Origin of the sequence: Streptomyces sp. NPDC002825 (genome assembly GCF_040295385.1) — a bacterium.
Taxonomy (GTDB): Bacteria; Actinomycetota; Actinomycetes; order Streptomycetales; family Streptomycetaceae; genus Streptomyces.
In genome coordinates this window covers 1-22,017 of sequence record NZ_JBEOVH010000038.1, presented here as the reverse complement: position 1 = coordinate 22,017, position 22,017 = coordinate 1, and the positions used below count along the sequence as shown (strand labels likewise).

Annotated in this window: 16 protein-coding genes and 1 pseudogene; 14 read left to right on the top strand and 3 right to left on the bottom strand. The window is 71.9% G+C overall.

What is annotated here, in order from left to right; translation table 11 throughout:
• Positions 1–132: 132 nt before the first annotated feature.
• The 8 genes from ureA (at position 133) to ABT041_RS34020 (ending at position 9,328) form a co-directional block, all read left to right on the top strand.
• A complete protein-coding gene (ureA, locus tag ABT041_RS34055) occupies positions 133–831 on the top strand; it encodes an urease subunit gamma (protein ID WP_351191836.1) in 699 nt (232 codons plus the stop codon).
• Positions 831–2,513 carry an urease subunit alpha gene (locus tag ABT041_RS34050; protein WP_351191834.1) on the top strand — a complete coding sequence of 561 codons (1,683 nt, stop codon included), beginning with the start codon at positions 831–833 and terminating at the stop codon, positions 2,511–2,513. The genes ureA and ABT041_RS34050 overlap by 1 nt, the downstream gene beginning before the upstream one ends.
• 10 nt (positions 2,514–2,523) lie before the next feature.
• Positions 2,524–3,540: an agmatine deiminase family protein gene (locus tag ABT041_RS34045; protein ID WP_351191832.1), complete on the top strand. Its 1,017-nt coding sequence runs from the start codon at positions 2,524–2,526 to the stop codon at positions 3,538–3,540.
• A 46-nt stretch (positions 3,541–3,586) separates the two neighbouring features.
• Positions 3,587–4,021, top strand: a complete 435-nt coding sequence (locus tag ABT041_RS34040) for a hypothetical protein (RefSeq protein WP_351191831.1) — start codon at positions 3,587–3,589, stop codon at positions 4,019–4,021.
• A 96-nt stretch (positions 4,022–4,117) separates the two neighbouring features.
• Entirely contained in the window at positions 4,118–4,663 is a 546-nt protein-coding gene (locus tag ABT041_RS34035) for a TetR/AcrR family transcriptional regulator (protein ID WP_502976660.1), read from the top strand.
• Between the two features lie 75 nt (positions 4,664–4,738).
• Positions 4,739–6,058 carry an MFS transporter gene (locus ABT041_RS34030; protein WP_351191830.1) on the top strand — a complete coding sequence of 440 codons (1,320 nt, stop codon included), beginning with the start codon at positions 4,739–4,741 and terminating at the stop codon, positions 6,056–6,058.
• A 282-nt stretch (positions 6,059–6,340) separates the two neighbouring features.
• Positions 6,341–7,957 (top strand): citramalate synthase, encoded by a 1,617-nt coding sequence (gene cimA / locus ABT041_RS34025; protein ID WP_351191829.1) that lies wholly within the window; start codon positions 6,341–6,343, stop codon positions 7,955–7,957.
• Between the two features lie 42 nt (positions 7,958–7,999).
• Positions 8,000–9,328 carry a hypothetical protein gene (locus ABT041_RS34020; RefSeq protein ID WP_351191827.1) on the top strand — a complete coding sequence of 443 codons (1,329 nt, stop codon included), beginning with the start codon at positions 8,000–8,002 and terminating at the stop codon, positions 9,326–9,328.
• Between the two features lie 13 nt (positions 9,329–9,341).
• Here ABT041_RS34020 and dnaN read toward each other — a convergent pair whose 3' ends face one another.
• Positions 9,342–10,445: a DNA polymerase III subunit beta gene (gene dnaN, locus ABT041_RS34015; protein WP_351191825.1), complete on the bottom strand. Its 1,104-nt coding sequence runs from the start codon at positions 10,443–10,445 to the stop codon at positions 9,342–9,344.
• Positions 10,446–10,643: 198 nt separating this feature from the next.
• Here dnaN and ABT041_RS34010 point away from each other — a divergent pair, with 198 nt between their 5' ends.
• A complete protein-coding gene (locus tag ABT041_RS34010) occupies positions 10,644–11,795 on the top strand; it encodes a serine hydrolase domain-containing protein (protein WP_351191823.1) in 1,152 nt (383 codons plus the stop codon).
• 87 nt (positions 11,796–11,882) lie between these two features.
• On the opposite strand, the gene ABT041_RS34005 is transcribed toward ABT041_RS34010, so the two are convergent.
• Positions 11,883–12,494 carry a YceI family protein gene (locus tag ABT041_RS34005; protein WP_351191821.1) on the bottom strand — a complete coding sequence of 204 codons (612 nt, stop codon included), beginning with the start codon at positions 12,492–12,494 and terminating at the stop codon, positions 11,883–11,885.
• Positions 12,495–12,719: 225 nt separating this feature from the next.
• On the opposite strand from ABT041_RS34005, the gene ABT041_RS34000 reads away from it, so the two are divergent.
• From ABT041_RS34000 to ABT041_RS33980, 5 genes are all read left to right on the top strand, one after another.
• The gene (locus tag ABT041_RS34000; RefSeq protein ID WP_351191819.1) at positions 12,720–13,229 is read left to right on the top strand and encodes a hypothetical protein; all 510 of its coding nucleotides are present in this window, start codon (positions 12,720–12,722) and stop codon (positions 13,227–13,229) included.
• 96 nt (positions 13,230–13,325) lie between these two features.
• Positions 13,326–17,204 carry an endo-alpha-N-acetylgalactosaminidase family protein gene (locus ABT041_RS33995; RefSeq protein WP_351191817.1) on the top strand — a complete coding sequence of 1,293 codons (3,879 nt, stop codon included), beginning with the start codon at positions 13,326–13,328 and terminating at the stop codon, positions 17,202–17,204.
• Between the two features lie 115 nt (positions 17,205–17,319).
• Positions 17,320–19,632, top strand: a complete 2,313-nt coding sequence (locus ABT041_RS33990; protein WP_502976659.1) for a polysaccharide lyase 8 family protein — start codon at positions 17,320–17,322, stop codon at positions 19,630–19,632.
• Positions 19,633–19,785: 153 nt separating this feature from the next.
• Positions 19,786–21,369: an acyl-CoA carboxylase subunit beta gene (locus ABT041_RS33985; protein WP_351191815.1), complete on the top strand. Its 1,584-nt coding sequence runs from the start codon at positions 19,786–19,788 to the stop codon at positions 21,367–21,369.
• Between the two features lie 14 nt (positions 21,370–21,383).
• Positions 21,384–21,581 carry an acyl-CoA carboxylase subunit epsilon gene (locus ABT041_RS33980; protein ID WP_351191813.1) on the top strand — a complete coding sequence of 66 codons (198 nt, stop codon included), beginning with the start codon at positions 21,384–21,386 and terminating at the stop codon, positions 21,579–21,581.
• Between the two features lie 238 nt (positions 21,582–21,819).
• Here the strand turns inward: ABT041_RS33980 and ABT041_RS33975 are convergent.
• A pseudogene (locus tag ABT041_RS33975) lies at positions 21,820–22,017 on the bottom strand (ATP-binding protein); the annotation flags it as partial.

The window sequence follows — 22,017 nt, the reverse complement described above, 5'->3', positions numbered from 1 at the left end:
GGCGGACGGGGGACTTTTAGAGCGGCGCTCAATGTGACCTACGCCTGTCGGCGACGTCAATGCTTGGAAGCGGACGTCTCAACATTTAGAGTGTCGCTCAAACGTGTCGCAATTGCAGGAGGTGTTTGGGGCGTGAGACTGACCCCCACGGAACGCGACCGGCTGCTTCTCTTCGGTGCCGCCGAGCTCGCCCGGGCCCGCCGGGCCCGGGGACTGCGGCTCAATGTGCCCGAGGCGACCGCGCTCATCGCGGACACCGTCTGCGAGGCCGCCCGCGACGGCAAGCGACTCGCCGAGGCGATCGAGGCGGCCCGCTCCGTCCTCGGCCCCGACGACGTCCTGCCGGGTGTCGCCGACGTGGTCACCGAGGTCCACGTCGAGGCCGTCTTCGACGACGGCTCCCGGCTCGCGGTCGTCTCCGACCCGATCGGCGGGGGCGGCCTGGGCGCCGGCGCGCCGGGCGCGCTGCTGCCCGGCCCCGCGTACGAGGAGACCGAACCGGCGCTCGTCGTACGCGTCCGGAACACGGCGACGGTCCCGGTGAGCGTCACCTCCCACTTCCACTTCTTCGAGGCCAACCCGCGCCTCGACTTCGACCGGGCCGCCGCCTACGGCACCCGGCTCGCCATCCCGGCCGGAGCCTCCTTCCGCTTCGACCCGGGCGGCGAGGCCGAGGTCGGGCTCGTGCCGATCGGCGGCGCCCGTGTCGCCATCGGCTTCGCGGGCCTGGTCGACGGCCCGCTGGACGCGCCCGGCGCGAAGGAAGAGGCCCTGCGCAGGGCGCGGGCCTGCGGCTATCTGGGCGTTCTGCCCGACGAGGAGAACGACTGATGGACCCGTACGAGTACGCATCCGTGCACGGCCCGCGCGCCGGCGACCGGGTCGTCCTGGGCGACTCCGGACTCGTCGTCCGCGTCGAGTCGGACTCCCAGAAGCCCGGCGACGAGTTCCTCGCCGGCTTCGGCAAGACCGCCCGCGACGGCCTCCACCTCAAGGCCGCGGCCGTCCGCGAGACCTGTGACGTCGTCATCAGCAACGTCCTGGTCATCGACGCCGTGCAGGGCATCCGCAAGGTGTCCATCGGCATCCGCGAGGGCCGGATCCACGCGATCGGCCGGGCCGGCAACCCCGACACCCTCGACGGCGTCGACGTCGTCGTCGGCACCGGCACCTCGATCGTCTCCGGCGAGGGCCTCATCGCCACCGCCGGCGCCGTCGACACCCACGTCCACCTGCTGTCCCCGCGGATCATGGAGGCCTCGCTCGCGAGCGGCGTCACCACGATCATCGGCCAGGAGTTCGGGCCCGTCTGGGGCGTCGGCGTCAACTCGCCCTGGGCCCTCCGGCACGCCTTCGGCGCCTTCGACGCCTGGCCGGTCAACATCGGCTTCCTGGCCCGCGGCTCCTCCTCGGACCCGGCCCCGCTCGTCGAGGCGCTCGCCGAGGGCGGCGCCTCGGGCTTCAAGGTCCACGAGGACATGGGCGCCCACACCCGCGCCCTGGACACCGCGCTGCGGGTCGCGGAGGAGCACGACGTCCAGGTCGCGCTGCACTCGGACGGCCTGAACGAGTGCCTCTCCGTCGAGGACACCCTCCGCGTCCTGGAAGGCCGTACGATCCACGCCTTCCACATCGAGGGCTGCGGCGGCGGACACGTCCCCAACGTCCTGAAGATGGCGGGCGTGCCGAACGTCATCGGCTCCTCCACCAACCCCACCCTGCCCTTCGGCCGCGACGCGGTCGCCGAGCACTACGGGATGATCGTCTCCGTCCACGACCTGAAGACCGACCTCCCGGGCGACGCCGCCATGGCGCGCGACCGGATCCGGGCCGGGACCATGGGGGCGGAGGACGTCCTGCACGACCTCGGCGCGATCGGGATCACCTCCTCCGACGCGCAGGGGATGGGAAGGGCCGGCGAGACCGTACGCCGGACCTTCGCCATGGCCGGGAAGATGAAGGCCGAGCTCGGGCCCCTCGAAGGCGACGGCGCGCACGACGACAACGCGCGCGTGCTGCGCTACATGGCCAAGCTCACCATCAACCCGGCGATCGCCCACGGCCTCGCCCACGAGATCGGCTCGATCGAGGTCGGGAAGATGGCCGACATCGTGCTGTGGCGGCCGGAGTTCTTCGGCGCCAAGCCGCAGATGGTCATCAAGAACGGCTTCCCCGCGTGGGGGGTCGTGGGCGATCCGAACGCCGCCACCGACACCTGCCAACCGCTCGTCCTCGGACCGCTGTTCGGCGCCCACGGCGCCGCTCCGGCCGAGCTCTCCGTCGCCTTCGTCGCCCAGGCCGCCGTCGACCTCGGCTCCGACTCCCTGCCGACCCGCCGCCGCCGGGTCGCCGTGCGCGGCACCCGTGGCATCGGCCCCGCCGACCTGGTCTTCAACTCCCGCGTCGGCGACGTGCAGGTCGACGGCCGGACCGGCCTCGTCTCGCTGGACGGCTCGCCGATCCGCTCCGAGGCGGCCGAGTCCGTCTCCCTCAACCGCCTCTACTTCCTCTAGGACCTGACTCATGACCTTCCGCATGCCCGCCGAGTGGATGCCGCACGAGCGCACCTGGATGGCCTGGCCCAGCCCCAACTCCACCTTCACGAACGAGGAGGAGCTCGCCGAGTCCCGCGCCGCCTGGGCGTCGGTGGCCCGCGCCGTCCGCCGCTTCGAGCCGGTGACCGTGGTCGTCGCGCCCGGCGACGCCGACTCGGCCCGCGCCCTTCTCGGTGACGACATCGACCTGGTCGAGCGCGAGCTCGACGACGCCTGGATGCGGGACATCGGCCCGACCTTCGTCACCAACGGCACCGAACTGGCCGCCGTGGACTGGGTGTTCAACGGCTGGGGCGCCCAGGACTGGGCCAGCTGGGAGCACGACTCCAAGATCGCCCGCCATGTCGCGGACGTGGCGGGAGTCCCCGTACTCTCCTCCCCGCTCGTGAACGAGGGCGGCGCGATCCACGTCGACGGCGAGGGCACGGTCCTCCTCACCGACACCGTCCAGCTCGGCTCCGGCCGCAACCCCGAGTGGACCCGCGAGCAGGTCGAGGCCGAGATCCACGCCAAGCTCGGCACGACGAAGGCGATCTGGCTCCCGCACGGCCTCGCCGGCGACTACGGCCTCTTCGGCACCCAGGGCCACGTCGACATCGTCGCCGCCTTCGCCCGCCCCGGCACGGTCCTCGTCCACAGCCAGCAGGACCCGGCCCACCCGGACTACGTGCGCTCGAAGATGTACGTGGAGATCCTGCGCGGCCAGACCGACGCGAAGGGCCGCCCGCTGGAGGTCATCGAGGTCCCGGCCCCGACCGTCCTGAAGGACGAGGAGGGCGACTGGGTGGACTACTCCTACATCAACCACTACCTCTGCAACGGCGGCGTCGTGCTGTGCGGCTTCGACGACCCGAACGACGAGGTCGCGGCCGAGATCTTCCGCCGCCTCTTCCCCGAGCGCCACGTCGTCCTGGTGGACGCCCGCACGATCTTCGCGGGCGGCGGCGGCATCCACTGCATCACGCAGCAGCAGCCGGCGGTCTAGGAAAACCGGCTGGCGACGGCCGCACGCTCCGTGGGAGCGTGCGGCCATGCCGATCCCGCACCCCGACGGCCGTTACGCCATCACCACGATGTACTCCGTGCCGGACGACGCCTGGTACCTGGAGCTGGACGAGGTGGCCGGGCAGCGGATGCTCATGACCGCGGTCGTGCCCGATGAGGACCCGGGGCGGATGCCGACGATCCGCTTCGGCCCGGACGACCCGCACGAAGTGCCGTACGAGGTCGTGCGCTGGTTCATGGACCAGGTGGCCGAGGACATCCGCACCTCCCGGTCGTGGATGGAGCTGCGGCCGGAGATCGTCGACGTGATCCACGGGCTGCGGCAGGAGCACATGGGCGTGATCGCCGACGAGGACCTGCCGCCCGTCCTCGCCGGGCTGCGCGTCACCGTGCCCGAGGCGGACCTCGCCGACGTCATGCTGCACGCCTTCGGGCGTGGGCCGGACGGCCGGATCATGTAGAACGTACGAGTGAGTCAGAGCAGCAACCCGATCCCCTCCCACCCCCGCCGGCGCAACCAGGCCGCCCCGCCCCGGGAGGACGTGCTCGCCGCGGCGATGGACACCATCGCCGAGCGCGGGCTCGACGGGCTCACCATGGCCGGGCTCGGCCGGCAGGTGGGGATGAGCAGCGGGCATCTCCTCTACTACTTCCGCACCAAGGACGAGCTGCTGCTGCAGACCCTGGAGTGGAGCGAGGGGCGGCTCGGGGCCGAGCGCAGCGCGCTGCTGTCCAAGCCGGGGAGCGCGCGCGACCGGCTCGACGGATACGTCGAGGTGTACGTGCCCGACGGGCCCCGTGACCCGCACTGGACCCTCTGGCTGGAGGTCTGGAACCGGTCGCAGAACGCCGACGACGACGCCCGCGCCCGGCAGGCCGCCATCGAGGGGGCCTGGCACCGGGACCTGGTCGCGATCCTCGCCGAGGGGGTCTCGCGGGGCGAGTTCCGCGCGGTCGACCCGGACCGCTTCGCGACCCGGATGCGGGCCCTCCTGGACGGCTTCAGCGTGCACGTCGCCGTCGGCATCCCGGGCACGGGCAGGGAGCAAGTCCTCGAACACGTGCGGGAGTTCATCGCCGAAACGCTGATCTCGCGACCGTAACGCACGCAAGTACACCCGATCGTTGCCCGCTACAGCCTTGTTGGCCCCGCGCGATCTCCGGCACGGTTCCTGCCCATGGGACGAGAGCACTGGAAGAAGATCTGGGTCGGCTCGGCGGGCAACATGGTCGAGTGGTTCGACTGGTTCGTGTACGCGAGCTTCGCCACCTACTTCGCGGGAGCCTTCTTCCCCGAGGGGAACGACACCGCCAAGCTCATGAACACCGCCGGCATCTTCGCCGTCGGCTTCTTCATGCGGCCCGTCGGCGGCTGGCTCCTCGGCCGGGTCGGCGACCGGAAGGGCCGCAAGGCGGCGCTGACCCTCACCGTGACGCTGATGTCCGCCTCGGCCGTCCTGATCGCGATCGCGCCCACGTACTCCGTCGCCGGATACGGCGGCGCCGCCGTCCTCCTCGTCGCCCGCCTCCTCCAGGGCCTCTCCGTCGGCGGCGAGTACGCGGCCAGCGCCACCTACCTCACCGAGGCCTCCGCGCCCGAGCACCGCGGCTTCGCCTCCAGCTTCCAGTACGTGTCGATGACCGCCGGCCAGATCCTCGGACTCGGCCTGCTGCTCGTCCTCCAGCACACCCTCTCCGCCGAGGCCCTGCACGGCTGGGGCTGGCGCATCCCCTTCGTCGTCGGCGCCCTCGGCGCGGCCGTCGTCTTCTACCTGCGGCGGAACATGCTGGAGACGGAGGTGTACGAGGAGACCGCCGGCTCCGGCGTCGCCCGGGGACAGCAGGGCACCCTCAAGGCCCTGTGGGCGCACAAGCGGGAGGCCTTCCTCGTCGTCGCGCTCACCATGGGCGGGACCGTGGCCTACTACACGTACACCACGTACCTCACCAAGTACCTGTCCAACTCCGCAGGACTGCCCAAGCAGACCGCCACCCTGGTCTCCTTCTGCGCCCTGATCGTCTTCGCCTGCCTCCAGCCGCTCGCCGGCCGGCTCTCCGACCGGATCGGGCGCCGCCCGCTCCTCATCACCTTCGCGGTCGGCTCCACCCTCCTCACCGTCCCGATCCTCACGCTCCTCAAGCGCGCCGGATCCTTCTGGCCGGCCCTCGGCCTCGCGCTCCTCGCCCTGGTCGTCGTCACCGGCTACACCTCGATCAACGCCTGTGTGAAGGCCGAGCTCTTCCCGACCGGCATCCGCGCCCTCGGCGTCGCCCTGCCGTACGCGATCGCCAACGCCCTCTTCGGCGGTACCGCCGAGTACGTGGCGCTCTGGTTCAAGAACGCCGGCATCGAGTCGGGCTTCTCCTGGTACGTGGCCGGCTGCGCCGCCGTGTCCCTGGTCGTCTACCTCACGATGCGGGAGACCCGGGACATCGACCTGGGCCGGGTCGGCGCCGCCGTTCCCGAGCGGAAGGGAGATCGGCTGCCCGTATCGTGAGACCGTCGTCCCGCCGGTCCCGTACCTGTGTCAGACTTCCGGCGTGCTTGCTACCACGATGATTATCGGCAGCAGCGCGCCGGTCCGCAGTGGCCACTGAACCGCGGCGATACCCCCGCGGCAGTGGACACCGTGCCCCAGACCCGCGCGCAGACCTCTCGCACCCGCGAGGGGTTTTTTCGTTTTCCGGCCCCACCCACGCCGGAAGCGGACGACGCGTGAGAATGGGGGCAAGTGGATCCATACCTTCCGGAGCCACATCCGACAGGAGCCATCACAGCCATGACCACGGAGAACGCCGAGGGCTCGCGCCTCGACGACAGTTTCCATGTCTTCGACACGACTCTGCGCGACGGGGCGCAGCGTGAAGGCATCAACCTCACCGTCGCGGACAAGCTGACCATCGCCCGGCACCTCGACGAGTTCGGCGTCGGCTTCATCGAGGGCGGCTGGCCCGGCGCCAACCCGCGCGACACGGAGTTCTTCGCCCGTGCCCGGCAGGAGATCGCGTTCAAGAACGCGCAGCTCGTCGCCTTCGGCGCCACCCGCAGGGCCGGCGGCAGCGCCGCCGAGGACCCGCAGGTCAAGGCGCTCCTCGACTCCGGCGCCCCGGTGATCACCCTGGTCGCCAAGTCGCACGACCGGCACGTCGAGCTCGCCCTGCGCACCACCCTCGACGAGAACCTGGAGATGGTCCGCGACACCGTCTCCCACCTGGTCTCCCAGGGCCGCAGGGTCTTCGTCGACTGCGAGCACTTCTTCGACGGCTACAAGGCGAACCCGGACTACGCCAAGGCCGTCGTCCGCGCCGCGCACGAGGCCGGCGCCGACGTCGTCATCCTCTGCGACACCAACGGCGGCATGCTGCCCGCCCAGATCCAGGCCGTCGTCGCCACCGTCATCGCCGACACCGGCGCCCGGCTCGGCATCCACGCCCAGGACGACACCGGCTGCGCCGTCGCCAACACCCTCGCCGCCGTCGACGCGGGCGCCACCCACGTCCAGTGCACCGCCAACGGCTACGGCGAGCGGGTCGGCAACGCCAACCTCTTCCCCGTCGTCGCTGCCCTGGAGCTCAAGTACGGCAAGAAGGTCCTCCCCGAGGGCGCGCTCGCCGAGATGACCCGGATCTCGCACGCCATCGCAGAGGTCGTCAACCTCACCCCCTCCACCCACCAGCCGTACGTCGGCGTCTCCGCCTTCGCGCACAAGGCCGGACTGCACGCCTCCGCGATCAAGGTGGACCCCGACCTCTACCAGCACATCGACCCCGAGCTGGTCGGCAACACCATGCGGATGCTCGTCTCCGACATGGCGGGCCGCGCCTCCATCGAGCTCAAGGGCAAGGAGCTCGGCGTCGACCTGGGCGGTGACCGCGAGCTCGTCGCCCGGGTCGTCGAGCGGGTCAAGGAGCGCGAGCTCAAGGGCTACACGTACGAGGCCGCCGACGCCTCCTTCGAGCTGCTGCTCCGCGAGGAGGCCGAGGGCCGGGCGCGCCGCTACTTCCGTACGGAGTCCTGGCGGGCGATCGTCGAGGACCGGCCCGACGGCACCCACGCCAACGAGGCCACGGTCAAGCTCTGGGCCAAGGGTGAGCGGATCGTCGCCACCGCCGAGGGCAACGGCCCGGTCAACGCCCTCGACAAGGCGATCCGGATCGGCCTGGAGCGGATCTACCCGCAGCTCGCCAAGTTCGAGCTGGTCGACTACAAGGTCCGCATCCTGGAGGGCCGCCACGGCACCGAGTCCACGACCCGGGTCCTGATCACCACCAGCGACGGCAACGGCGAGTGGTCCACGGTCGGCGTCGGCGAGAACGTCATCGCCGCGTCCTGGCAGGCCCTGGAGGACGCCTTCACGTACGGGCTCCTGCGGGCCGGGATCGACCCCGCCGAATAGCCAGGTATGTTCGCTTTGGTCCGGTTCGGGTAGCGTCGAACCATGAGGACCAGGGCGACATCCACCGGGTCGGCCCTCGGCGGGCTGATCCTCCTCCTGCTTCTGGTCCTGGCGCCCACCGCGGGCGCCAGGGCCACGGGCGTCTCCGACGCGGCCGCCGCCCTGAAACAGGGCCCCGTGTACGTCGACCCCGGCGCCGCCGGCCAGATCTCCACGGCCGACGCCAAGGCCCTCGCGCAGAAGATCAAGGACGCGGACAAGCCGCTCTTCGTGGCGGTGCTGCCCGCGAACGCGCAGTTCCCGCCGGAGGACCTCTTCCAGAACCTGCGGACGCAGACGGGCATCACCGGCCTGTACGCGATCCGCCTCGGTGACGGCTTCGACGCCCGCGCCGACCGCTCGGTGATGTCCCGGGACGCCGTGAACAACCTCGTCACCTCCGTACGCCAGCCCGGCGCCGACGCGGCCACCGAGCTGAACAACTTCGTCGACCAGGCCCTGCCGGTGATGCGTGGCTCCGCCCCGGCCTCCTGGGGCACCGCCGGCACGAACGACTCCGGGGTCCCCGTCGCCGGGCTCGTCACCCTCGGCGCGGTCGTCGTCGCCGGCGGCGCGGGCGCCTACGCCGTCGTCCGCCGCAACCGGCTCCGCAAGGAGGCCGAGGAGCGTGCCGCGCTCGACCGGCTCCGGGTCGTCGTCGACGAGGACATCACCGCCTTCGGCGAGGAACTCGAACGGCTCGACTTCCACCCCGCCGAGCGCGGTGCCGACGACGCCATGCGCGGCGACTACGAGCGCGCCCTCGACTCCTACGACCGGGCCAAGTCCCTCATGGGCGCGGTCACCCGGCCGCACGAGGTCCGCGGCGTCACCCAGGCCCTGGAGGACGGCCGCTTCTCCCTCGCCGCCCTCGCCGCGCGCCGCGAGTCCCGCCCCCTCCCCGAGCGCAGGCCCCCGTGCTTCTTCGACCCCCGGCACGGCCCCTCCACCACGGACCGCACCTGGAGCCCGCCCGCCGGCTCCGCCCGCGAGGTCCCGGTCTGCGCCGCCGACGCGGCCCGCCTCGACGACGGCCTCGACCCCGTCGCCCGCACCGTCGACACCGACTCCGGCCGCCGCCCCTACTGGGAGGCCGGCCCCGCCTACGGCCCCTGGGCAGGCGGCTACTTCGGCGGCGGCATGCTCCCCGGCCTGCTCGTCGGCACGATGCTCGGCTCCATGCTCTCCACCCCGGCGTACGCCTCCGAGTACGGCGGCGGGGACTTCCAGGACTTCCAGGGCGGCGACTTCTCCGGCGCCGACTTCAGCTCCGGGGACTTCGGGTCGAGCGACTTCGGCGGCGGCGGGGACTTCGGCGGGGGCGGGTTCTAGTACCCGGGAGTGCTCAGACCAGCGGCTTCACCGACATCAGCAGGTGGCGGTGGGTCGCTTCCGGGCCGTCGGTGAGCAGGGCGCGCTGGCCCGGGCCCAGGAGGTGGAAGTGGACCTCGGGCGCGTCCAGGGAGCCGAGGGCGTCCAGGAGGTAGCCCGGGTTGAAGGCGACCGTCAGGGACTGCGACCCGGTGAGGGTGGCCGGGAGGCGCTGGGAGGCCACGTCGTCCTCGTAACCCGCCTGGAGGTGGAGGCCGGTGGGGAAGAAGGCCAGCTGGACCGGGCTGTCGCCCTCCGCGACGACCGCGACCCGCCTGACCGCCTCGGCCAGCGGGGCCCGCCCGGTGACGGCGAGGGCGTGCTCGCCGAGGGCGAAGAGCTTGTCGTGGCGGGGAAGCCGGCCGTCGAGCAGCCGGGTGGTGGTGCGGGTCCCCGCGCTCTCGAAGCCCAGGGAGCCGGAGTCGAGGGCGAGGCGGGCCGGGCCCGTGCCCGCGAGGGAGCGGGCGATCTCGGTGAGGCGGCGGGCCGGGACCACCACGTCGGCGGCCTCCACGGCTGCGCCGGCCTCGGGCCGCCACTCCAGGGTGCGGACCGCGTACCGGTAGCGGTCGGTGGCGGCCAGCGTCATGGTGGCGCCGTCCAGGGCGAGCCGTATCCCGGTCAGGACCGGCAGCGCGTCGTCACGGCCCGCGGCGACGGCGACCTGGCCGACCGCCGCGGCGAAGGCGTCCCCGTCCACCAGGCCGCGCACCTCGGGCAGCGCGGGCGCGGCCGGGTAGTCGTCGAGCGGCAGCAGGGAGAGGCCGAAGCGGGCGTCGCCGGAGGTCACCGAGAGGCGGGCGCCCTCCACGGCCAGCTCGGTGACGCCCCTGGGCAGCACCTTGCAGATGTCGAGCAGACGCCGGCCGAGGACCAGCGCCCGGCCCTCGACGACGGTGTCGGCCTCGACCTCGACACGCGCCGAGGCCTCGTGGTCGAGCCCGGAGACGCGCAGGACGCCGTCCGCCGCCTCCAGGAGCAGACCGCCGAGGACGGGCATGGGGGAGCGGGCCGGCAGGACGCGTGCGGCCCAGGCCACGGCGTCGGTCAACACGGCGCTGTCGATACGGAATTCCATGTCGACGACGCTAGCCTCCGCCACTGACACTGGCGTTGAGCCCGTCGGCGCGACGGCACGGGCGCCGCCGCGCTCGCCATCCGCTCCTCCACCCTCGTGGTCCTCCTGCCCGCCGAACTCCGTTGGGCGGGAAGGAAATCGCACCCTTGATCGTTCTTCCTTCCGGCAGTGACAGCCACGCACAGGGGGAGTGGAACCATGACCGACGTCCACGGCACGGTGGAGCCCGGATTCGAGTCCGTACGCGAGGTGTTCGCGGAGATCGCCGCGAACGAGGTCCGGGACGGCGGCGCCCAGCTCGCCGTCCATCACCACGGCCGGCTGGTCGTCGACCTCTGGGGCGGTGAAGGCGTCGACGGGGACTCCCTGCTCGCGCTCTACTCCTCCTCCAAGGGCGCCATGGCCCTGGTCGCCGCCCTGCTCGTCCAGGAGGGCGTCCTGGACCTGGACCGCGAAGTCGCCGCCTGGTGGCCCGAGTTCGCCGCCGAGGGCAAGGAGAGGATCACCCTGCGGCAGCTGCTCGCCCACCGCGCCGGACTGATCGGCGCGGACGGCGGCCTCTCCCTGGAGGAGGCCGCCGACGACCGCGCGATCGCCGCGCGCCTCGCCGGGCAGCGCCCCTACTGGGAGCCGGACACCGGCCACGGCTACCACGCCCTGGTCATCGGCGCCCTGGTCGGCGAGGTGGTGCTGCGGGCCACCGGCCGGACGGCCCAGGAGCTGTTCGAGGAGCGGGTCCGCGCCCCGTACGCCCTCGACTACTACCTCGGCCTGCCCGAGGAGCTCGAACCCCGCTTCCGTACGGCCCTGCCGATGCAGCCCACCCCCGCCGAGCAGGCGTTCCTCGCCGCGAACCCGATCACCCCGGACAGCCTGAGGGCGGTCGCGTTCAACGTCCTCGCCGAGCAGCCGTTCGACCTCGTCGAGTACGGCAACTCCCGGGCCGTCCGCGCCCGGGCGCCGCTCTCCGGCGGTGGCGTCGGCTCCGCCCGCGGCCTCTCCCGGATGTACGCGGCGATCGCCGGCGAGCTCGACGGCCGGCCTCCGCTGCTCGACCCCGACACCCTGGCCGAGGTGGCAAGGATCCACTCCCGGGGCATCGACCTCGTCACGGGCCACGACAACGCCTTCGGCCTCGGCTTCGTCCCGCTCGCCACCCGCTACCCGTCGCTCAGCCCCGCGGCGATCGGCCACAGCGGCGCCCCCGGCTCCCAGGCCTTCGCGGACCCGGCCACCGGGCTCGCCTACAGCTACGCCCGCCGCCGCTTCGGCTTCCTGTCCGGCCCGGGTGCCGCCGAGAACGACCGGCTGGTCCCCGCGGTCGTCGAGGCGGCGGCCAAGGCCGAGTAACCCGGGACCGGGAAAACGCCGAGCGCCCGCCTCCGCTGATGCTGCTGCGGAAGGCGGGCGCGCTCGTGTGTCCCGTACGGGGAAGGATCAGGCGGCGTTCTTGATCGCGGAGATGTCGAAGTTCAGCTTGACCTTGTCGCTGACCATGACGCCACCGGTCTCCAGGGCCGCGTTCCAGGTCAGGCCCCACGCGGAGCGCAGGATCTCGGCGGAGCCCTCGAAGCCGACGCGCTCGTTGCCGTAGACGTCCGTCGCGGTGCCGTTGAACTCCAGGTCGATGGCGAGCGGCTTGGTGACGTCCTTGATGGTCAGGTCGCCGGTGATGCGGTACTTGTCGCCGCCCAGCTGCTCGGCGCCCGTGGAGCGGAAGCTCATCAGCGGGAACTGCTCGGCGTCGAAGAAGTCGCCGCTGCGCAGGTGGCCGTCGCGGTCGCCGATGCCGGTGTCGATGGAGGCGATCTTGACGTCGATCGAGGCGGTGGAGGCGCCCGGGTTCGAGCCGTCGAGCTTCAGCGAGCCCTCATGCTCGGCGAAGGTGCCGCGGACGTTGGTGACCATCGCGTGACGGACGGTGAAGCCGATGCTGCTGTGTGCCGGGTCGATGGTGTAGTCGCCGGTGAGGGCGGCGAGGGCCGGGTCCACGGGGAGGGTGGCGGTGGCGACGGCGGACTCGGTGTTCTTGCGGCCGAAGAGACCCATGACGTGCTCCTTGTCGGTGTTTGTTGAACCTTCAACGAGAACGACTGTAGCCCTATTCCGTTCAACATTCAACATCTATGGAAGAAGTTCACCCAAGCGGGGTCCGCAGGCCGCCGACGCCCTCTGGCGGACGCGCGTAGAACTACGGCACCATCTCCCTGCGCGACGAGCACCACCTGCACAGCCGTCCCCAACCGTCACGGTCACCAGCAGGAGGCAACCCCCGTGAAGCTCCGCTCCGTCCTCACCGCGCTCGGCCTCGTCCTGGGCGCCCTCTTCGCCCCCGGCTTCGGCGCCCTCTCCACCGCCACCGACGCCCACGCCGTCACCAAGATCAGTCACGCCACGGCGACCTCGATGTTCAGCTCGTCGGGGATCACCTGGTCCTCGTCCGGCAACTGTTCGGACCGCTACAACTCCACCTGCACGTCCTTCGAGCAGCTCAACCTCGCCACCGCCCAGGGCGCCCAGACCCTCAAGAGCGCCAGCGGCTGCGCCCTCAACATCACCGGCGGCACCGAGGTCGGCCACGCGAGCGGCACCTACTCGCACTGGAACGGCTACAAGCTGGACTACAGCAAGTACACCTGCATCGGCAGCTACATCAAGAACACCTTCACCTACATCGGGCTGCGCGGCGACGGAGCCCCGCAGTGGAGGTCCGGCGCCGGCAACGTCTACGCGGACGAGGGCAGCCACTGGGACGTGACCTACTACAACTGCGGCGGCTGCTGAGCGACTTGGACTAACCGGAAGGGGTTGTTGGACTGGCGGGGCCGTCCATGGGCGATCTCGTTGACGGTGCTCCGTCACCCGGGCCAACTGGTGCGCATGTCGCACCCACATCCCTCCGCTCCCTCCGCGGCGCGGCGGCTGCGCACGGCCTGTGCGCTGGCCGCCGCCACCTCCGCCGTGCTCGCGCTGGCCGGCCCGGCCGGCGCGAGCACTCCCACCGAAAGCACCGCCGAAGGCGCTACCGCCACCGCCGACGCCGTCATCGGCTCCGACCAGCTCTCCGTCGCCGTCGCCGAGGACTTCCCCCGCGTCCTCTCGTACACCGACCGCGCGAGCGGCGACCGCCTCCTCGGGAGTACGGCCCCGGTCGCGCAGGTCGTGCTGAACGGCACCGCCCACGCCGTCCGGACGAAGGACGCCCCCGTCCTGACCGCGAGCTCCGCCGCGTACACCCTGGTCTTCCCCGACCTGCCCGGCGTCGAGATCGACGCCCGGCTGAGCGTGGACGGCCGGACCACCACCTTCCGGGTGACCGCCGTCCGCGACACCGAGGTCTTCCGCGTCGGCACCATCGACGTCCCCGGCCACGACCTGGTCTCCGTCGGCTCCTCGGACACCGGCGCCGCGACCGCCTTCACCCGGCTCGACCCCGACTCCACTCGTACCGCGGACGTGTTCGCCCAGGTCACCGACGCCACCGCCGCCGACACGGCCCCGGTCGGCGCCAGCTACGCGATCGTCAACACCGGCCGGCTCGCCGCCGCCGTGGAGTCCAACTCCAGCTACGACAAGCCCTCCGGCGCCTCCGCCCGCGACGGCGCCCGCTTCTGGCACCAGGCCCGCAGGACCGGCACCGAGACCCGCGTCGGCGTCTGGTCCGGCCAGTGGACCTACCGCGGCGCCGGCGCACCCCAGCCCGAGAGCGGCGACCACCTGCCCTGGGCGAAGGTCGTCGTCACCCCCGACGCCAACGCCGACGGCGCCGTCGACTGGCAGGACGGCGCCGTCGCCTTCCGTACGATCGGGATCAAGGCCCCGGGCAGCGACCAGACCCCGAACCGGGTCGTCGCCCACATCCCGTTCAACTTCGCCTCCCAGGCCACCCACCCCTTCCTGCGCACCCTCGACGACGTCAAGCGGATCTCGCTCTCCACCGACGGACTCGGCCAGTTCGCGCTGCTCAAGGGGTACGGCTCCGAGGGCCACGACTCCGCCCACCCGGACTACGGCGGCAACTACAACAAGCGGGCCGGCGGCCTCGCCGACCTCAACACCCTCCTGCGCGAGGGCAGGAAGTGGGGCGCGGGCTTCGGCGTCCACGTGAACGCCACCGAGTCGTACCCCGAGGCCCACAACTTCAGCGAGACCCTCGTCGACAAGACCAGGCCCGGCTGGAACTGGCTCAACCAGAGCTACTACATCGACCAGCGCCGCGACGTGAACAGCGGCGACCTCGCCCGGCGCTTCCAGCAGCTCCGCGACGAGACCGACCCCAACCTGTCGATGCTCTACATCGACGTCTACTACACGCACGGCTGGATCGCCGACAAGACGATGCAGGCCGTCCAGGCGCAGGGCTGGAACGTCGCCACCGAGTGGTCGGAGAAGTTCGAGCGGGCCTCCCTCTGGTCCCACTGGGCCAACGACCTCGACTACGGCGGCGCCACCAACAAGGGCCTCAACTCGAAGATCATCCGCTTCATCCGCAACGGCGAGAAGGACGTCTGGAACAGCCACCCGGTCCTCGGCCAGACCGCCCTCGTCGACTTCGAGGGCTGGACCGGCGAGACCGACTGGAACGCCTTCTCCGCCAACATCTGGCAGCGCAACCTCCCCGCCAAGTACCTCCAACAGCAGAAGATCACCCGCTGGAACGGCGACGACATCACCTTCACCGGCGGCGTCCGCGGCACCGTCGAGAACGGCCGCCGCACCTTCTACGAGAACGGCCGCAAGGTACTCGACGGCGAGAAGTACCTGCTCCCCTGGGACGGCGGCAAGAAGCTCTACCACTACAACAGGACCGGCGGCACGACCAGTTGGGCCGTCCCCGGCTCCACGCGCGCGTACACCGTGTACAAGCTCACCGACAACGGACGCGTGAAGACCGCCACCGTGCGCCCCTCCGGCGGGCGCATCACCCTCGACGCGGTCGCCGGGCAGCCCTACGTCCTCTACCCGGACAGCGCCCCCGCGCAGACCGCCCCGCAGTGGGGCCAGGGCACCCCGATGAAGGACCCCGGCTTCAACGACGCCCGGCTCGGCGACTGGACCAAGGCCGGCACCGTCACCCGTGACACCGACGACCAGGGCCGCACCAGCGCGAAGCTCAGTGGCACCGCCACCGCCTCGGTCCGGCAGCAGATCACCGGCCTCACCCCCGGCAAGCGGTACACCGCCTCCGCCCTCGTCGAAATCGAGCCCGGGAAGACCCGCCGCACCACCCTTTCCGTCGGCGGCCAGGAGGTCACCGTCGAGCGCTCCGCCCTGGAGAACCAGGTCGCCGCCTCCGACTGGAACGGCACCCGCCTCCAGCGCGCCAGGACCACCTTCACCGCACCCGCCGACGGCTCCGCCACCCTGCGGATCGAGGCAGCGAGCGGCAGTCCGGCGACGGTCCGGATCGACGACGTACGGATCGTCGCCAACGACCCGGCGACGAAGGCCGGGACCCTCGCGTACGAGGACTTCGAGGACGTCGACCAGGGCTGGGGCCCCTTCCTCAAGGGCGACGCCGGCGGCACCACCGACCCCCGCACCCACATCGCCCAGCTGCACGCCCCGTACACCCAGGCCGGCTGGAACGGAAAGCTGATCGACGACGTCATCGGCGGCGCCGAGACCCTCAAGTCGCACGACGAGAACAGCGGACTCGTCTACCGGACCGCGCCCTGGACCGTCCCCATGAAGGACGGCCACAGCTACCGCGTGGAGTACGACTTCCAGTCCAGCCACGCGGGCGCGTACGAGTGGGTCACCGGCTACGACCGTACGAACGGCAACGGGCCCGCCGTGGAGACCCGACGCACCCCGATCGGGCAGCAGCGGACCACCGGACACTTCGCCGAGACCGTCACCGCCGGCTGCGGCGACACCTGGACCGGTCTGCGCAAGCGCGAGGACGCCCCGGAGGGCGCCGACTTCGTCCTCGACGGCTTCACCGTCACCGACCTCGGCCCGGCCGCCGAGCGCACCGCCTGCGGCACGCTCACCGTCACCGCTCCCGAGACCCTGGAGCCCGGCCGCCCGAACCAGGTCACGGCCGCCTTCGACAACGACGAGGCCGCCGACGTCACCGGCGCCCAGGCCGTGCTCACCCTCCCCGAGGGCTGGACCGCCGAACCCGCTACGCCCGTCGTCCTCGGCACGGTCGCGCCGGGCGCGCGGGCCACCGCCAGCTGGCAGGTGACACCGCCGGTGGACGCGGCCTACCAGTCGTACCAGCTGGGCGCCTCCGTCGCGTACGACCTGGGCGGCGCCCCGCGGAGGCTCACCGCCGCCACCACCGCCCGCACCCTGCCCCCGCCGCCCACCGCCGACAGCTGGGCCAGCGACCTCGACTGGACCTCGGCCACCAACGGCTGGGGACCCGTCGAGCGGGACCTCTCCAACGGCGAGACCGGCACCGGTGACGGCACCCCGCTGCGGATCGGGGGAGTGACGTACGCCAAGGGCCTCGGCACCCACGCCCCGGCGAAGGTCCGCTACTACCTCGGCGGCCGGTGCACCTCGCTCACCGCCGAGGTCGGCGTGGACGACGTCCAGACCACCCGGGGCAGCGTCCAGTTCAGCGTCCTCGCGGACGGCGCCGAGAAGGTGAAGTCCCCGGTCCTCAAGGCCGCGGACCCGGCCTGGCCGCTCACCGCCGACGTCACCGGCGCCACGTACGTCGACCTGGTGGTCGGCGACGGGGGCGACGGGAACGGCAACGACCACGCGGACTGGGGGAGCGCCCGCTTCCACTGCGGGAGCTGACGCCCCCGGAGGCGCACAGCAAGCGCTTGCTGTGCTCATTGATTGCGTCGGAAACAGGGTGTTACACCGGGCGCCGACCGGTCTCCACCACTTCCCCCGGGAGGCTCCCGTGTCCCTGCCCCTCTGGTCCCGCCGCACCTTCCTGAGCACCACCACCGCGGCAGCCCTCACCCTCGCCCTCGCCCCGCAGGCCCACGCGGCCGACGAGTTCGAGACGCTACGGCTCCGCTGGCTCGACCTCCAGCTCGGCTCCGGCTTCGACGCCGGGGCCGAGCCCTACGCCGGCAAGCTCGCCGAGACGGGCACGCTCGCGCGTACCTTCCGCGCGAGCATGGCCGCCACCCCCACCTCGCTCTGGCCCGACGCCCCCTTCGACCCGCCGGCCGGCATCTCCCAGAGCTACAGCCGACTGTGGACCATGACCCAGGCGTTCATACAGCCCGGCACCGGCCTCACCGGTGACGAGAGCCTGCTCGCCGACGTGCTGCGCGGCCTCGACCACCTCTCCGCCACGGTCTACCGGGCGGGCGCCCCGCGCTACGGCAACTGGTGGGAATGGCAGATCGGCGCGCCCCGCCTCCTCATGGACATCGTCGCCGCCCTCCACCCCCGCCTCGGCGCCGAGCGCATCGCCGCCGCCTGCGCCGCCGTCGACCACTTCGTGCCCGACTCGGCCCTCGCGAACTACTCCGGCACCTCCACCGGCGCCAACCGCGTCGACCTCTGCCGCTCGGTCGCCCTGCGCGGCGTCCTCGGCGCGAACCCCGCCAAGATCGCGCTCGCCCGCGACGCCCTCTCGCCCGTCTTCCCGTACGTGACCCAGGGCGACGGCCTCTACGCCGACGGCTCCTTCGTCCAGCACACCTGGGTGGCCTACTCCGGCACCTACGGGCAGGTCATGCTCGACGGCCTCGGCCGGCTCTTCACCCTTCTCGCCGGCTCCAGCTGGGCCGTCACCGACCCCAACCGCCAGATCGTCCTCGACAGCGTCGAGAAGGCCTACGCGCCCCTCATCTACGACGGCCTGATGATGGACAGCGTCAACGGACGCGCGATCAGCCGCGGCTACCTCAAGAACGACGACCGCCGGATCATGCGCTCCGACCACTTCCACGGCCAGGGCGTCATCGCGGCCATCGCCCTCCTCGCGGGCGGCGCGTCCGCCGCCGAGCGGGACCGGTGGCACGCGCGCGTGAAGGGGTGGATCGAGCGCGACACCGTCTCCCCGGTCCTGGCCGCCCGTCAGTTCGGCGTCGCCGACCTCGCGCGGCTGCACGCCGTGGCCGCGTCCTCCGTCCCCGCCGCCCCCGAACCGACCGGCCACCGGCTCTTCGCCGCCATGGACCGGGCCGTCCACCGCCGCCCCGGCTGGGCCGCGAACCTCTCCATGGCCTCGAACCGGATCGCGTACTACGAGTGCGGCAACGGCGAGAACCCGCGCGGCTGGCACACCGGCGCCGGGATGCTCTCCTGGTGGACCCCGGACCTCGGCGACCAGTACACCGACTGGTTCTGGCCCACCGTCGACCCGTACCGCCTGCCCGGCACCACCGCCTCCACCAAGCGCCTCGCCGACCGGGCGGGCGGCGACTGGGGCGCGGCCAGGCCCGCCGTCCGCTGGGTCGGCGGGGCCACCGACGGCGAGTTCGCGGCCGTCGGCCAGCACCTCAAGGGCCTCGGCTCCACCCTGGAGGCCCGCAAGTCCTGGTTCTGCGCGGCGGACGCGGTCATCTGCCTGGGCGCCGGGATCACCGCGAGCGACGGCGTGCCGGTCGAGACGGTCGTCGACAACCGCAACCTCGGCGAGAACGGCCTGGCGGAACTCACCACCGGCGAGGGCTGGGCCCACCTGGCGGGCCACGGCGGCTGGGTCTTCCCCGAGGGGACGGCGAACCTGCGGACCCTGCGCGAGGACCGCACCGGCGCGTGGAGCGACATCAACACCACCAGCTCCACCGAGCGCAGGACCCGCCGCTACCAGACGCTCTGGCTGGACCACGGCACCGACCCGGTCGCCGCCTCCTACGCGTACCTCCTGATGCCGGGCGCCTCCCCGCGGACGCTCGCCGCCCGCGCCGCCGACCCCGGCTGGCTGAACGTTCTCGACAACAGCGCCGAGCGGCAGGCGGTCGCCGTCCCGTCCCTCGGGCTGACGGCGGCGAACTTCTGGCAGCCCGGTACGGTGGGACCCCTCACGGTCACCGCGCCCGCGAGCGTCCTCGTCCGGCGCCGCCTGTCCGCCCTCGACCTGAGGGTCTCCGAGCCGCTCCGCACGGGGCAGCCGTTCGAGCTGGTGTGGAACCGTCCGGTCCGCCGGGTGGTCGCCCACGACCCCTCGGTGGAGGTCCTCGCCGGCGGGTCCGCGCTGCGGCTGCGGATCACCCCGGGTACCGGGGGTACGACCCACGGTTGCGAGGTTCTCCTCTAGGTCTATGTGGGAACCCCACAAACGCAGGGGGTGCCCGGCTGTTGACTCGGCCCGGACACTCCAGGGTTCTGTCCAGGCCCACCAGGATTCGACACGCGAGACTGTACGGAGTCGACGGCAGGGTTTTCTTGCATGACTTCGTAGGGTCGGAACATGACCGTTGTGGACCAGATCCCGAGCGAGCCCGCTGACGCCCGTGGCCGAGTGGCCGAGCTGCACGTCCTGCGCGAGCAGGCGCTCCGTGGCCCGAGTGACCGCGCTACCGAGGCCCAGCACGCGAAGGGCAAGCTGACGGCCCGTGAGCGCATCGAGCTGCTGCTCGACCCCGGTTCCTTCAACGAGGTCGAGCAGCTGCGCCGGCACCGCGCGCAGGGCTTCGGTCTTGAGGCCAAGAAGCCGTACACCGACGGTGTCATCACCGGCTGGGGCACGGTCGAGGGCCGCACGGTCTTCGTGTACGCGCACGACTTCCGGATCTTCGGTGGTGCCCTCGGCGAGGCCCACGCCACCAAGATCCACAAGATCATGGACATGGCCATCGCGGCCGGTGCCCCGCTGGTCTCCCTCAACGACGGCGCCGGCGCCCGTATCCAGGAGGGCGTCTCCGCCCTCGCCGGCTACGGCGGCATCTTCCAGCGCAACACCAAGGCCTCGGGCGTCATCCCGCAGATCTCGGTGATGCTCGGCCCGTGCGCCGGCGGCGCCGCGTACAGCCCCGCCCTCACGGACTTCGTCTTCATGGTCCGTGAGACGTCGCAGATGTTCATCACCGGCCCGGACGTCGTCAAGGCGGTCACCGGCGAGGAGATCACCCAGAACGGCCTCGGCGGCGCCGACGTCCACGCCGAGACCTCCGGCGTCGCGCACTTCGCGTACGACGACGAGGAGACCTGCATCGCCGAGGTCCGCTACCTCCTGTCGATGCTCCCGCAGAACAACCGCGAGAACCCGCCGACCGTCGCCTCCGAGGACCCGGCCGACCGCCGCTCCGACGTCCTGCTCGACCTCGTGCCCGCCGACGGCAACCGCCCGTACGACATGCACAAGGTCATCGAGGAGCTCGTCGACGAGGGCGACTACCTGGAGATCCACGAGCGCTGGGCCCGCAACATCATCTGCGCCCTGGCCCGGCTCGACGGCCAGGTCGTCGGCATCGTCGCCAACCAGCCCCAGTCGCTCGCCGGCGTCCTCGACATCGAGGCCTCCGAGAAGGCCGCGCGCTTCGTGCAGATGTGCGACGCCTTCAACATCCCGATCATCACTCTTCTGGACGTACCCGGCTTCCTGCCCGGCGTCGACCAGGAGCACGGTGGAATCATCAGGCACGGCGCGAAGCTGCTGTACGCGTACTGCAACGCGACCGTGCCCCGGATCTCCCTGATCCTGCGCAAGGCCTACGGCGGCGCCTACATCGTGATGGACTCCCAGTCCATCGGCGCCGACCTGACGTACGCCTGGCCCACCAACGAAATCGCGGTCATGGGCGCCGAAGGCGCCGCCAACGTCATCTTCCGCAAGCAGATCGCGGAGGCCGAGGACCCCGACGCCATGCGGGCCCGCATGGTCAAGGAGTACAAGGCCGAGCTGATGCACCCGTACTACGCGGCGGAGCGCGGCCTGGTCGACGACGTCATCGACCCCGCCGACACCCGCCAGGTGCTCATCAGGTCCCTCGCGATGCTCCGCACCAAGCACGCCGACCTGCCGTCCCGCAAGCACGGCAACCCGCCTCAGTAAGAGGAGTCATCCACGTGACCACCCCTGCCAACCTTCTCCGCGTCGAGAAGGGCACCGCCGAGCCCGAGGAGCTCGCCGCCATCACGGCGGTCCTGCTCGCCCGCGCCGCGTCCCAGCCGGCCGAGGACACCCACCGAGGCCGCACCCAGGCCGGCTGGCGCCGCCTGGAGCGCCAGGCGGGCTTCCGCCCGTCGCACTCCTGGCAGGGCTGAGCCCCGCCGCAGCTTGCCCGAAGGCCCCGCACCGAAATGGTGCGGGGCCTTCGTCGTAGGTTCCGTGAGCGGAGGCGCCCGCAAGGGCGCCGTTCCGTTGTGCCCACCCTCCCCCAAGCCCTCGGCTTCGCTCGAGCAGGGGGGACCCCCATCGCCCCAGCGGAACGATTGCCCACAACGTTGAAGGCCCCGCACCGGAAATGGTGCGGGGCCTTCTACCGTGGCGTCCGTCGGGGACTTACCGCAGGCGCGCCATGAGGGCGTGCTCGACGAGCGTGATGAGCGCGCTCTTGGCGTCCGCGCGGTGGCGGGCGTCGGTGGTGATGATGGGGGTGTCGGGGCCGATCTGGAGCGCCTCGCGGACCTCTTCGGGCTGGTACGGCTGGTTGCCGTCGAAGCCGTTGAGGGCGATGACGAAGGGGAGGCCCGAGTTCTC

What these genes read in the sequence shown, in the direction of transcription:
- ABT041_RS34030 (WP_351191830.1), top strand. Translation starts at nt 4,739, where the DNA reads ATGGGACGAGAGCACTGGAAGAAGATCTGGGTCGGCTCGGCGGGCAAC.
- ABT041_RS34045 (WP_351191832.1), top strand. Translation starts at nt 2,524, where the DNA reads ATGACCTTCCGCATGCCCGCCGAGTGGATGCCGCACGAGCGCACCTGG.
- cimA (WP_351191829.1), top strand. Translation starts at nt 6,341, where the DNA reads ATGACCACGGAGAACGCCGAGGGCTCGCGCCTCGACGACAGTTTCCAT.
- ABT041_RS34050 (WP_351191834.1), top strand. Translation starts at nt 831, where the DNA reads ATGGACCCGTACGAGTACGCATCCGTGCACGGCCCGCGCGCCGGCGAC.
- ABT041_RS34020 (WP_351191827.1), top strand. Translation starts at nt 8,000, where the DNA reads ATGAGGACCAGGGCGACATCCACCGGGTCGGCCCTCGGCGGGCTGATC.
- ABT041_RS34010 (WP_351191823.1), top strand. Translation starts at nt 10,644, where the DNA reads ATGACCGACGTCCACGGCACGGTGGAGCCCGGATTCGAGTCCGTACGC.
- ABT041_RS34040 (WP_351191831.1), top strand. Translation starts at nt 3,587, where the DNA reads ATGCCGATCCCGCACCCCGACGGCCGTTACGCCATCACCACGATGTAC.
- ABT041_RS33985 (WP_351191815.1), top strand. Translation starts at nt 19,786, where the DNA reads ATGACCGTTGTGGACCAGATCCCGAGCGAGCCCGCTGACGCCCGTGGC.
- ABT041_RS34005 (WP_351191821.1), bottom strand. Translation starts at nt 12,494, where the DNA reads ATGGGTCTCTTCGGCCGCAAGAACACCGAGTCCGCCGTCGCCACCGCC.
- ABT041_RS33995 (WP_351191817.1), top strand. Translation starts at nt 13,326, where the DNA reads ATGTCGCACCCACATCCCTCCGCTCCCTCCGCGGCGCGGCGGCTGCGC.
- ABT041_RS34035 (WP_502976660.1), top strand. Translation starts at nt 4,118, where the DNA reads ATGGACACCATCGCCGAGCGCGGGCTCGACGGGCTCACCATGGCCGGG.
- dnaN (WP_351191825.1), bottom strand. Translation starts at nt 10,445, where the DNA reads ATGGAATTCCGTATCGACAGCGCCGTGTTGACCGACGCCGTGGCCTGG.